Below are 12,494 nucleotides of genomic sequence, written 5' to 3' on the forward strand. Positions count from 1 at the left end.
CAGCAACTTATAGAATTGTGTACAAGTCGTGTTACTCGTCGGATTTCGATTGTCACAACCATGACACAGCCTCAGGATCGCGCCGTCATCCCCTTGAGGTTCCTCTATGAAGTTCTCCTCGATTCTCTTGTTGTCCCTTGGCCTGGTCAGTGGCATCGCTTCTGCCGGCGGCACCACCGAAGCAGGTGTGGGCGGCGCATTGGGCGGGGTTCTGGGCTCGGTCGTCGGTCAGTCATTAGGCGGCAATACAGGTTCCACCATTGGCGCGGCCCTGGGCGGCGCGGGTGGTAGCGCTGTTGGCGCAGACAAACGCAGCCGTGGCGAAGCAGCCATTGGCGGTGCGTTGGGCGCAGCAGGCGGTAACGTGGTCGGCCGCAGCATGGGCGGCACCACCGGCAGCCTGATCGGCTCCGCAGCAGGCGGCGGCGCCGGTGGCGCGCTGGGTAACTACATGGGCAACAAGAGCGATGACGATGATGATCGTCGCTCCTATCGTCGTGGTCATGATGATCGTCGCTACTACCGTGACGGCCATCGGGGTCGCGGCCATGCCTACGGCCATCGCAAGCATAAACATCGCCATGACGACTGAGGCTTGAATCGCCTCGTGGACCGGTAAATCAAAAAATCGCAGCCCTCGGGCTGCGATTTTTTTACCTGTCAAACTACCAAGCGCTCCATTGCTTCGCGCAACCCGGCAGGAATCGCCACCGGCTGATTCGACGCCCGATCCACAAACACATGCACGAAACGCCCCGCCGCGCAGGCTTCGTCTTCCCCGGCCTTGAACACTGCCAGCTCATACTGCACCGAGCTGTTTCCCAACTTGCCCACCCGCAAACCGATCTCGATCCGATCGGGGAAGGCAATGGAAGCAAAGTAATCGCAGGCCGAACTCACCACAAAACCCACCACCTCGCCGTCATGAATATCCAGGCCGCCGACTTCGATCAGATAGGTATTCACCGCCGTGTCGAAGAAGCTGTAGTAGGTGACGTTGTTGACGTGACCGTAGACATCATTGTCGTGCCAGCGGGTGGTGATGGGTTGGAAGTGAAGATAGTCGGTGCGTTGATTCATGGGAGCTTCCCGTTTCGAAAGATTGTTCCCACGTCGAGGCGTCGAGCCGTCTGCGTGGGAATGCCTCAATGGACGCTCTGCGTCCGCAGTTGGGACGCGGAGCGTCCCGGGCTGCATTCCCACGCAGAGCGTGAAAACGATCACCCGCCGTAGAGTCTACCGATCCGCAAACCCTTTACCCACCGCCGCCAACTCCCCAATTAACCGCGCCGGTTTCCACTGATCACCCTGCTTCGTCTCAAGCGCCAGCAACCGCTGGTGAATATCCGCCAGCCCTTGCTGATCCGCCCAGGCCATGGGCCCACCCTTGTCCGCCGGGAAGCCGTAGCCATTGAGGTACACCAAATCGATGTCATGCGCTGACTCGGCGATGCCTTCCTGAAGGATCTTCGCCCCTTCATTGACCAGTGCCAGCAAACAGCGCTCAAGAATCTCCTCGGGGCTTATCTCGCGACGCTGAAACCCCAACTCTTCGCTGACCTTCAGCACCAGAGCATCGACTTCCACATCGTGCTCAGCCTGGCGACTGCCCGGTTCATAGTGGTAATACCCATCGCCACTCTTCTGGCCGAAACGACCCAATTCACACAGACGGTTGTCCACTTGAACCTCGGGTGCATCCTGCCCTTTGCCAGCCAATTCCCGAGCCCGCCAACCCAGGTCGACGCCAACCACGTCGTACATGCGGAACGGCCCCATGGCAAAGCCAAAACCTTGCAGCACCGCATCGACCTTATGTGGATAAGCGCCTTCGAGCAGCATCTTGCGCGCTTCAAGGACGTAGGTATTGAGCATGCGGTTGCCGATGAAACCATCGCAGTTGCCCGCCACCACGCTGACCTTGCCCATGCGCTTGCCCAGCTCGAGCGCCGCATCGAGCACCGCCGGGGCGGTTTGGGCACCGCGGACGATTTCCAGCAGTTTCATGATGTGCGCCGGGCTGAAGAAGTGCAGGCCCAGGACCTGTTCCGGACGGCGAGTGGCCGCGGCGATGGCGTCGATATCCAGCGCCGAGGTATTGCTGGCCAAAATCGCTTCAGGTTTGAGCAGACCGTCCAGTTCACGGAAGATTTTCTGCTTGAGTTCGAGGTTTTCGTACACCGCTTCGATCACCAGATCGACATCGCGGATCGCCGCGTAGTCAGCCGCCGCCGTTATCCGTGCAATGCGAGCGTCTGCCTCGGTCTGATCGAACCGGCCCTGACGCACGTTGTGGGCGTAGGTGTCCGCCACGGCGGCCAGCGCCTGTTCAAGCATCTGTGGATTGTTATCGACCCACTGCACCGGGACGCCGGCGTTGGCTAGGCACATGACAATCCCACGGCCCATGGTGCCCGCGCCAATGATGGCGGCGCACTGAATAGTGAACGGTGTCTCGCTCATAGTTGTTGTTCTCTTGTTGGCGATCCAAAGACAGCCTTCACCCTAGTCAGCCACCGGGCTTTTTTGAAATTTATTCCTGTGATGGGCGACATTCAGCGGATGGATCTACGCAGGTAAATGCGCCTGGGCCCATGCCCGCACCTCGCCATACGGATAACCCTCCAGCGCCGCAAACCCGGGAATCGACCGCGCCTTGAGCTTGGTAAACAGCGGCACGCTGATACCGCATAAAAACCGCGTCACGCGCTCCGCCGACGGAGCGTTGCCGGTGTGCTGCTCATGCCTGTGGATAAAATCACCGCACAACGCTTCGAAGTTTTTATCCACAAACGCTGACAATTCCGGTGGTGCGGGCAATCGCGCCACATCCCCGTGACACACCGAACAATGCCCACACTGCTGCGGCGCGTTTTCATCGCCGAAGTACTCGGCCAGGCGATAGCCCAGGCAATGCTCTGTGGCGAACAGCTCCAGCATGGCGTGAATCCGCGCGATCTCGGTCCGCTCGTGCTGGGTGAAATAGGCATGTAACTCGACGCTCAGGGCTTGGCTGTTGAAGTCCGTTTGCAGCAGGCTGTAGACCTCGGTCATCTGCTTGCTTTCGAGCTCGACCCAGCCCTTCTCCTGGAAATAATCCAGCGCCTTGACCACCCGATTGCGCTCGGCCTGATGCTGCTCATACAGCGCGTCGAAATTCACCGTGGCCCAAGTGCGCGCACGGTTTGAGGTCTGAATGATCGCTGCGACGAAGTCTTTGCGCTCTCCCTCGAAGCGGGCCAGCAAGGCCTCGGGCTCCTGCAAGTACTTGAAGCGGTATTCAGCGTAATAGGCGTAACGCGGAGCGATGATCCCGCGCAGTTCCAACTGCACCAGTAAGGTCTTGAGCGGCAATTGTCGGATGTTGCTTTGGTCCGCCAGCGGCCCCAATAGAAACTCCCACTGCCCCTCGGGCGCGGCGGCTTGCAACTCGTCGAGCACGTAGCGGATGCCATCCCGCTCAGGCGTATCGCCGTAGACGAAGTTTTCCAGCACGTTGAGGCTGTCGCGGTTGGCCAGTACCAGGCAGTCGGATGGCTGCCCGTCACGCCCGGCGCGGCCGATTTCCTGGCTGTAGTTTTCGATCGATTTGGGCAGGTCGAAATGCACCACGTTGCGGATGTCACTCTTGTCGATACCCATGCCGAACGCGATGGTGGCAACGATGCAATTGGACTGCCCGCCCATGAACCGACGCTGGATTGCTTCGCGTTGTTCATGGGGCAGACCGGCGTGATAGGCCTCAGCCTGAATGCCGTTGCGAGTCAGATGATCGGCAATGTGCTCGGCAGTTTTCTGCAGGGTGACGTAGACGATGCTCGGCTGGTCGGGACGCTGACTCATCCATTCGACAAGGCGTCGGCGTTTATCCTGCCCGCGTACCGGCTCGACCAACAGATTGAGGTTCGGCCGATAGAAACCGGTGGTCACCACATCGTCGGGGGCGATAGCGAACTTGGCTTCCATGTCAGCGATCACCTTGGGTGTCGCGGTGGCGGTCAGCAGCAGCGCCTGTGGGATGTTGAACTGGCGCTGATAATCCGGGAGCTTGAGGTAGTCGGGACGGAAGTTGTGGCCCCATTCCGAGATGCAGTGCGCCTCATCCACCACCAGCAACGAGATCGGCACTTGCTGCAAGAAATTGCGGAAACGCTCGTTCTTCAGGCGCTCCACCGAGATCATCAAAATCTTCAGCTCGCCAGACTTGGCCCGAGCCATCACGTCGCTGGCGTCATCGCGGCTCTGGGCCGAATCGATACTGCCCGCCGCAATGCCATGGCGCTGCAGGAACGCGAGTTGATCTTGCATCAAGGCCAGTAGCGGTGAGACCACCAGTGTCAGGTGCGGTAGCAACAAGGCCGGCAATTGATAACAAAGGGACTTGCCTGAACCGGTGGGGAAAATCGCCGCCGCCGAGCGACCGGCCAACACCGCGCTAATCGCCGCTTCCTGGCCGGGCCGAAACTGTGGATAACCGAAAACCTGTTCCAGGGTGTTGTGCATAAGCTGTCACTCCGTTGACTGCTGCCATGCCAAAAGCCTAGTCGGCAAATGCAGCGAGTCGAGAAAAGGTCGGGGACCAAAACGATACGGGATGATACAGCCTCGCCCCAGAATCCTTTGCCACAGGACACTTCAATTTTCGCCCTCGTTCTTGCCTCCCTGTTGCTGAGCGGATGCATGAAACTCCCTGACGAGCCACCGCTGCTCGCCGCGCTGCAAACCCCGGCGCATCCTGCCGTCGCCACCTGACTACGGCACTAACACCGCCACCCGCAGAGGCTCATTCAAAGCCTGCTCATGAAACACCCGGCCCTTGCTCGCCTATGCCGCATGAGCCGGGCTGATTTCGCCGGTGAACGCCGCCGCCAACTGACGCAAATCAGCGACGCTTCGCACGCGGGGGCAAAAGGGTTCGCCGTTGGACCATCGAGTTACCGGCGTCAGCAGCACCCGCCGTGCGACAAAACCCGGCCCACAGCAACAAAATCGAGGCCATACATGGCCATTGCATACCTAATTCCCTTTAAGCGTTGGACGGACGTTTCGAAACGTCCTACTGATTCTGGCGCGCACCATACAGAGGTTTAGCGCGTCCCGCCTGACAAACCCGTAGGAAATTTGCCGGCTAAGGGTTTAGGCGTAAAAAACCTCGAAAAACGCGTAGGCCCGGTCCGAAACGGCAGGTAAACCCCCTACAAAACCTGTCCATCGAAGCCGTATTGCCGCACGGCGTCATGCCCTTCTATAGTCTGCGGCGCGGCTGAAAACAGTGTCTCGGCCTGCCGGGAGCCACCTCCCGATTTCGTACAGGACGAACCTCGATGACCACATTCCACACGTTTACAGAACGCTATCGCCCGCTCAAATCCCGCTACAGCGACACCCCCGTGCTGGTCATCGACACAGAATCCGACCCTCACGAAATCCTCGACGCCGCCCGCCAACGCATCCGCGCCGCCAGCGACCTGCTCGAAACGCTGTATTGCCTGTGCTTCAAACAAGCCGATGCGAGCGACATTCCCAACATCGTCAATGCGCTGTACCTGTTGACCCAGGACGGTAATGAATTGCTCGACATCGCCCGGCAACGACTCCCGAAAACCACTACTGGTTGATGCACAAACACAACCCCATGTAGGAGCGAGGCTTGCCCGCGAAGAACGATAACTCGGTGTGCCTGATGAAGAAGCCAAACACCTGATGGCAATCAAACGCGAGAAATTACGGCAGAGATAAGTCAGTAAGTAACGGCCTATCAAGCTTCATTCCGTTCCTACAACCGAAGGCACCTTGTCGCCTATCGCCGCCCAGTGACTTGTTCCTACAGCCCTGACTGTCGCTGCCAATTCAGCGACTCGGGCTTGGTCACCCGAATGGCTCATATCTACGCCTCCGTTGTATGCTGCCGGCACTTCATGTGCCTGCACGCTATATGGTGGCTGTGTTTGGGACGTCCTCGGGCGTGCCGGGATGTGAGCCTCATCGGTTGACCAATCCGAACACAGCGCAACGTCCCGTCCGACAACTCGGCCGCCGACAATGGCCTCAACAATCCTTCCTGATAAAACTCGATCGCAAACCGACCGCCCTGAAGCGGCGCGTTGTTCAACCTCGCCCCAGGGAAGGCGTCACTGATCGCAGTCTGCAAGGCATCTGGATCGCCAATCTCGCGAATCGTCTGCAACGCTGCCGCCAGGTCTCGACCATCGTGGTGCAACACGGGCGTGCGAGTACCCAGTTGTGGCTGGCGAACCGGGTGGCTGGCGAACCGGCGCATCAGCGTCGCTGCGAAAGTGATCATAGAAGCGCCACCGCCGAATAAATTCGCGCCGCTGCAAGACTTCCAGCGAGGTGCGAAAGCTGCCGACCTGATCGAACAAACTGTCGAAATTCGGCGTGTGCTGGGCCAGCACTTCCCACGCACGACCGACCCGGGCGCGGATGATCGGGCCGTTGCGGTCCACCAACAGGCTGGCTGGACGATAGAACGGCCCGGACCAGATACATTCCTTCTTGATTTCCGGGTCGAGGGAAAAGTACGACTGTGTGGGCTCCGGCAGGCCCAGCGCGATCGAGTAGCTGAAATCTTCCCCGGCAAACCCCAGGCGCAGGCGTTTGGCGCCGTGTCGTACGGTCGCTTCGATAGGGACTTCGCCATTACGCATGCGCCGGCTGTTGTTTTCCGGCCCGGTCCAGAAGGTCGAATCCAGCCCACCCTCGCGGGCCAATGCATTGACCACGCCGCCCTGAGCGGTTTCCGCCAGCAGGCGCAACGCGCGGTAGAGGTTGGATTTTCCGCTGCCGTTGGGACCCGTGATCAGGTTCAATCGGCCCAGCGGAATCACCAATTTATTGATCGAGCGGTAATTGGCTACCGCGAGGGTTTTGAGCATTGGAAGCTTCCTGCTGCATGGTCCAGCAGTTTGCCTTATTGTCGGGAACACTGTGATCCCCTGTAGCAGCTGGCGAAGCCTGCGTTCGGCTGCGCAGCAGTCGTCAATCCGGCTTTCACAGTTTGTCTGATGCACCGCGAGCGCTGATATTACGACTGCTGCGCAGCCGAACGCAGGCTCCGCCAGCTGCTACAAGGATTGTGGTGTGATCGCTTTATTGAAACCGTCATGCAGACACGGAACCCTGTTCTAAGCTCGTAGTCGTATCGCCATTGGCACGTCCGTACAACGCAAAGGAGTCTGCATGGTGGGTCCCGGGTTGAAAACAATGGTTGGCCTGAGCCTCCTTATCCTGCTGAGCGCTTGTGGCGATAAAAAACCGGTCGAGAAGGACCGGCCGCGGGTGTTCGTGCAAGAGGTCAAATCGGCTGATTACGCAGCGTCTGTGACACTCACCGGCGATGTTCAGGCGCGAGTCCAGACTGAGTTGTCGTTCCGCGTTGGCGGCAAGATCATCCAGCGCATGGTCGATGTCGGTGACCGGGTATCGGCCAAACAAGTGCTGGCCAAGCTCGATCCCAAGGACTTGCAAACCAACGTCGACTCGGCTCAGGCACAGGTCGTCGCCGAGCAGGCCCGCGTCAAACAGACCGCTGCCGCTTTCGTTCGCCAGCAAAAACTCCTGCCCAAGGGCTACACCAGCCAGAGCGAATACGATTCCGCCCAAGCCGCCTTGCGCAGCAGCCAAAGCGCCCTGACGGCCGCCCAGGCGCAACTGGCCAATGCCCGTGAACAACTGAGCTACACCGCGTTGGTCGCCGACGCGCCGGGAGTGATTACTGCCCGTCAGGCCGAAGTCGGCCAAGTGGTGCAGGCCACGGTGCCGATTTTCAGCCTGGCCCGGGACGGTGAGCGCGATGCCGTATTCAACGTCTACGAATCGCTGCTGGCGGAGGCGCCGGAAGATAAAACGATCGTAGTCAGCCTGCTCGACAACCCGGCTATCAAAACCACCGGCACCGTTCGGGAAATCACCCCGGCCGTCTCCGCGCAGACCGGCACGGTGCAGGTCAAAGTCACTCTCAACAGTCTGCCGGAAGGTATGCAGCTCGGTTCGGTGGTGAGTGCCACGGCCAAGACGCCGGGCAAATCGGCGGTCGAACTGCCCTGGTCGGCGCTGACCAAAAACCTCAGCGACCCGGCCGTGTGGCTAGTGGACGACGAAGGCAAGGCACAGCTGCACACCGTCACTGTCGGTCGCTACCTGACTGGCAAAGTCATCATCAGCGCCGGCCTCAAGGGTGGCGAAAAAGTCGTCATCGCCGGCGGCCAGTTACTGCACCCCGGTGTGAAGGTGGAAATCGCCGAAAACACCTATAAGGATTTAGCCGCGGGAGCCCAGCCATGAAGCGTCTGTTGCTGGTTTTCGCCGGTGTGATCCTAGTGGCCTGCTCGAAAGAAGAACCGCCTCCGGAGCCTGTACGCCCAGTGTTGTCCATCAAGGTCCAGGCCCTTGACGAGGAAAATCTTGGCCGCTTCGCCGGCAGCATCCAGGCCCGTTATGAAAGCAATGTCGGCTTCCGGGTGCCGGGCCGCATCGCCAGCCGTAACGTCGATGTCGGTGCCGAAGTCAAGAAGGGTGCCTTGCTCGCAACACTCGACCCCACTGACCAGCAAAACCAGTTGCGCTCGGCCCAGGGCGATCTGGCCCGTGTGCAGGCGCAGTTGATCAATGCCCAGGCCAACGCCCGGCGCCAGCAGGAACTGTTCGATCGCGGGGTCGGTGCGCAGGCACAACTGGACATCGCCCAGACCGATCTCAAAACCACTCAGGCCTCCCTTGATCAGGCCAAGGCGGCGGTCGACCAGGCCAAGGACCAACTCAACTACGTCGAACTGCGCACCGACCACAAAGCTATCGTCACCGCATGGAACGCCGAAGCCGGGCAAGTGGTGACCGCCGGCCAGCAAGTGGTGACCCTGGCGCAGCCGGACATCAAGGAAGCGGTGATCGACCTTCCCGACACGCTGGTCGACCAGTTGCCGGCGGATGTGGTGTTTCAAGTCGCCGTGCAACTGGACCCGAGCATTACCACCACCGCCATCGTTCGCGAAATCGAACCCCAGGCCCAAAGCGCGACCCGCACCCGTCGCGCCCGCCTGAGCCTGACTGATACGCCACCGGGTTTTCGCCTCGGTACGGCGATCAGCGTGACCCTCAGCTCCGCGATCAAATCGCGCATCGAATTGCCGGTGAGCGTGCTGCAAGAGGTTGATGGCAAATCGCGAATCTGGGTCGTCGATCCTCAGACGCAAACCGTTGCCCCGCGAGACGTCAGCCTGATCAGCCGTACTGACAGCACAGTGGTGCTGGCTGACGGAGTGAAGTCTGGCGAGCGGGTGGTCAGTGCGGGTGTGAACAGCCTGAAACCTGGGCAAAAAGTGAAAATCGATGAGGACAGCCCGCAATGAAAGGGAGTTTCAACTTATCCGAATGGGCCCTCAAGCATCAGTCGTTTGTCTGGTATTTGATGTTCGTTGCGCTGCTGATGGGCGTGTTCTCGTACATGAACCTTGGCCGTGAGGAAGACCCGTCATTCACCATCAAAACCATGGTGATCCAGACCCGCTGGCCGGGCGCGACCCAGGAAGAAACCCTCAAGCAGGTCACTGACCGCATCGAGAAAAAACTCGAAGAGCTCGACTCCCTCGACTACGTGAAAAGCTACACCCGCCCCGGTGAGTCAACGGTCTTCGTTAACTTGCGTGACACCACCAGTGCCAAAGAGATTCCGGAAATCTGGTACCAGGTGCGCAAGAAGATCAACGACATTCGTGGCGACTTCCCCAAAGGACTTCAAGGGCCGGGGTTCAACGACGAATTTGGTGACGTGTTCGGCTCGGTGTACGCCTTTACTGCTGATGGTTTGTCGATGCGTCAGTTGCGCGATTACGTCGAGCAGGTCCGCGCCGAGATCCGCGAAGTACCGGGGCTGGGCAAGGTCGAGATGGTCGGCGAGCAAGACGAAGTCCTCTACCTGAACTTCTCGACCCGCAAACTGGCGGCGCTGGGCATCGATCAGCGTCAGGTGGTGCAGAGCCTGCAATCGCAAAACGCGGTGACCCCGGCCGGGGTGATCGAAGCCGGTCCCGAGCGGATTTCCGTGCGTACGTCGGGGCAGTTTGCCTCCGAGAAAGACTTGGCCAACGTCAACCTGCGACTCAACGACCGCTTCTACCGATTGGCCGACGTCGCTCAGATCAGTCGTGGCTATGTCGACCCGGCGACACCGGAATTCCGCTTTAACGGCCACCCTGCTATCGGCCTGGCCATCGCTATGAAGAAGGGTGGCAACATCCAGGTGTTCGGCAAGGCTTTGCACCAGCGCATGACCGAACTGACCGCGGACTTGCCGGTGGGCGTCGGTGTGCACACGGTTTCCGACCAGGCCGAAGTGGTAGAAAAAGCCGTCGGCGGCTTCACCAGCGCACTGTTCGAAGCGGTGGTGATCGTGCTGATCGTCAGCTTCATCAGCCTCGGCGTGCGCGCCGGATTGGTGGTGGCCTGCTCGATTCCGCTGGTGCTGGCGATGGTCTTCGTCTTCATGGAATACAGCGGCATCACCATGCAACGGATCTCCCTCGGCGCCCTGATCATCGCCCTCGGCCTGTTGGTGGACGACGCGATGATCACCGTCGAGATGATGGTCACGCGCCTGGAAATGGGCGAGACCAAGGAGCAAGCGGCCACGTTCGCTTACACCTCGACGGCGTTCCCGATGCTCACCGGTACGTTGGTGACGGTGGCCGGTTTCGTGCCCATCGGCCTGAACGCCAGCTCGGCCGGCGAGTACACCTTCACGCTGTTCGCGGTGATCGCGGTGGCCATGATCGTGTCGTGGATCGTTGCGGTGCTGTTCGCCCCGGTGATCGGCGTGCACATCCTCAGCGCCAACGTGAAACCTCACGACGCAGAACCGGGGCGCATCGGCCGTGCGTTCAATTACGGCATGCTCTGGGCCATGCGCAATCGCTGGTGGGCGATCGGCATCACCATTGCACTGTTCGTGGCGTCGGTGTTCTCCATGCAGTTTGTGCAGAGCCAGTTCTTCCCGTCCTCGGACCGCCCGGAAATTCTCGTCGACCTGAACCTGCCGCAAAACGCCTCGATCGCCGAGACCCGCAAGGCTGTGGACAAGCTCGAAGAAACCCTCAAGGGCGACCCGGACATCGTGCGCTGGAGCACGTACATCGGCGAAGGTGCGATCCGCTTCTACCTGCCCCTCGACCAGCAATTGCAGAACCCGTATTACGCCCAACTGGTGATCGTCAGCAAAGGCCTGGAATCGCGCGAGGCCCTGAGTCAACGCTTGCGTGAGCGGTTGCGCAAAGATTTTGTCGGCATCGGCAGCTACGTCCAGGCGCTGGAAATGGGTCCACCGGTGGGTCGGCCCATTCAGTACCGGGTCAGCGGCAAAGACGTCGATCAGGTGCGTAAACACGCCATCGCCCTGGCCACCGAATTGGATAAAAACTCGCACATTGGCGAGATCATTTACGACTGGAACGAACCGGGCAAAGTCCTGCGTATCGACATCGCGCAGGACAAGGCACGGCAATTGGGACTGTCGTCGGAAGACGTCGCCAACCTGATGAACAGCATTGTGGTGGGTGCGCCGGTGACGCAGGTCGACGACGATATCTACCTGATCAACGTGGTGGGTCGTGCCGAAGACGCGGAACGCGGCACCCCGGAAACCCTGCAGAATTTGCAGATCGTCACGCCGGGCGGCACGTCGATTCCGCTGCTGGCTTTTGCCACCGTGCGTTATGAACTTGAGCAACCGCTGGTCTGGCGTCGCGACCGCAAGCCGACCATTACCATCAAAGCTGCGGTGCGTGACGAAATCCAACCGACCGATCTGGTGAAACAGCTCCAACCTGACATCGACAAATTCGCCGCCAGTTTGCCGGTGGGCTACAAGGTCGCCACCGGGGGTACGGTGGAGGAAAGCGGCAAGGCCCAAGGGCCGATTGCCAAGGTCGTGCCGTTGATGCTGTTTTTGATGGCGACTTTCCTGATGATCCAGTTGCACAGCGTGCAGAAGCTGTTCCTGGTGGCCAGCGTCGCGCCGCTCGGGCTGATCGGCGTGGTGCTGGCGCTGATCCCGACGGGCACGCCAATGGGCTTCGTGGCGATCCTCGGCATTCTGGCGCTGATCGGCATCATCATCCGCAACTCGGTGATCCTGGTGACGCAGATCGAGACCTTGGAGAAGGACGGTCATGCACCGTGGGATGCCGTGGTGCAAGCCACGGAGCATCGTCGTCGACCGATTCTGCTGACGGCAGCGGCGGCGAGCCTGGGGATGATTCCGATCGCCCGGGAAGTGTTCTGGGGGCCGATGGCTTACGCGATGATTGGCGGGATTATTATTGCGACGTTGCTGACGCTGCTGTTTTTGCCGGCGTTGTATGTGGCTTGGTACAAGATTCGGGAGCCGAAAAAAGAAGCGCAGTCATTGATGCGTTGATCGTTCCCGAGTGACGTTTGGGAACGGTCCTACTTACATGGCCGGTGCCTTGCTGTACGGTCCC

At 59.9% G+C, this 12,494-nt stretch carries 8 protein-coding genes and 2 pseudogenes; 5 read left to right on the forward strand and 5 right to left on the reverse strand.

Annotated features, from left to right (window positions below; genetic code table 11):
* Positions 1-106: 106 nt before the first annotated feature.
* Positions 107-592, forward strand: coding sequence for a glycine zipper domain-containing protein (locus QK293_RS11425; protein ID WP_282377388.1), 486 nt, complete (start codon positions 107-109; stop codon positions 590-592).
* Positions 593-660: 68 nt separating this feature from the next.
* On the opposite strand, the gene QK293_RS11430 is transcribed toward QK293_RS11425, so the two are convergent.
* From QK293_RS11430 to QK293_RS11445, 4 genes and pseudogenes are all read right to left on the reverse strand, one after another.
* Positions 661-1,080, reverse strand: a complete 420-nt coding sequence (locus tag QK293_RS11430) for a thioesterase family protein (protein ID WP_282377389.1) — start codon at positions 1,078-1,080, stop codon at positions 661-663.
* Between the two features lie 156 nt (positions 1,081-1,236).
* Positions 1,237-2,463, reverse strand: a complete 1,227-nt coding sequence (locus tag QK293_RS11435; RefSeq protein WP_282377390.1) for a 3-hydroxyacyl-CoA dehydrogenase — start codon at positions 2,461-2,463, stop codon at positions 1,237-1,239.
* A 105-nt stretch (positions 2,464-2,568) separates the two neighbouring features.
* Positions 2,569-4,503: an ATP-dependent DNA helicase RecQ gene (locus QK293_RS11440; RefSeq protein WP_282377391.1), complete on the reverse strand. Its 1,935-nt coding sequence runs from the start codon at positions 4,501-4,503 to the stop codon at positions 2,569-2,571.
* A gap of 249 nt (positions 4,504-4,752) precedes the next feature.
* A pseudogene (locus QK293_RS11445) lies at positions 4,753-5,014 on the reverse strand (hypothetical protein).
* A 310-nt stretch (positions 5,015-5,324) separates the two neighbouring features.
* Between QK293_RS11445 and QK293_RS11450 the strand changes: the two are divergent.
* A complete protein-coding gene (locus QK293_RS11450) occupies positions 5,325-5,618 on the forward strand; it encodes a hypothetical protein (protein ID WP_282377392.1) in 294 nt (97 codons plus the stop codon).
* 389 nt (positions 5,619-6,007) lie between these two features.
* Here QK293_RS11450 and QK293_RS11455 read toward each other — a convergent pair.
* A pseudogene (locus QK293_RS11455) lies at positions 6,008-6,896 on the reverse strand (AAA family ATPase); the annotation flags it as partial.
* A gap of 304 nt (positions 6,897-7,200) precedes the next feature.
* Here QK293_RS11455 and QK293_RS11460 point away from each other — a divergent pair.
* From QK293_RS11460 to QK293_RS11470, 3 genes are read left to right on the forward strand one after another with little or no spacing between them, the layout of a single operon-like run.
* Complete coding sequence (locus QK293_RS11460) at positions 7,201-8,304, forward strand: efflux RND transporter periplasmic adaptor subunit (RefSeq protein ID WP_282377393.1); 1,104 nt, start codon at positions 7,201-7,203, stop codon at positions 8,302-8,304.
* Positions 8,301-9,368, forward strand: coding sequence for an efflux RND transporter periplasmic adaptor subunit (locus tag QK293_RS11465; protein ID WP_282377394.1), 1,068 nt, complete (start codon positions 8,301-8,303; stop codon positions 9,366-9,368). The genes QK293_RS11460 and QK293_RS11465 overlap by 4 nt, the downstream gene beginning before the upstream one ends.
* Positions 9,365-12,430 carry an efflux RND transporter permease subunit gene (locus QK293_RS11470; RefSeq protein ID WP_282377395.1) on the forward strand — a complete coding sequence of 1,022 codons (3,066 nt, stop codon included), beginning with the start codon at positions 9,365-9,367 and terminating at the stop codon, positions 12,428-12,430. The genes QK293_RS11465 and QK293_RS11470 overlap by 4 nt, the downstream gene beginning before the upstream one ends.
* Positions 12,431-12,494: the final 64 nt, after the last annotated feature.

It is taken from the genome of Pseudomonas sp. AL03 (assembly GCF_029960815.1).
GTDB lineage: Bacteria > Pseudomonadota > Gammaproteobacteria > Pseudomonadales > Pseudomonadaceae > Aquipseudomonas.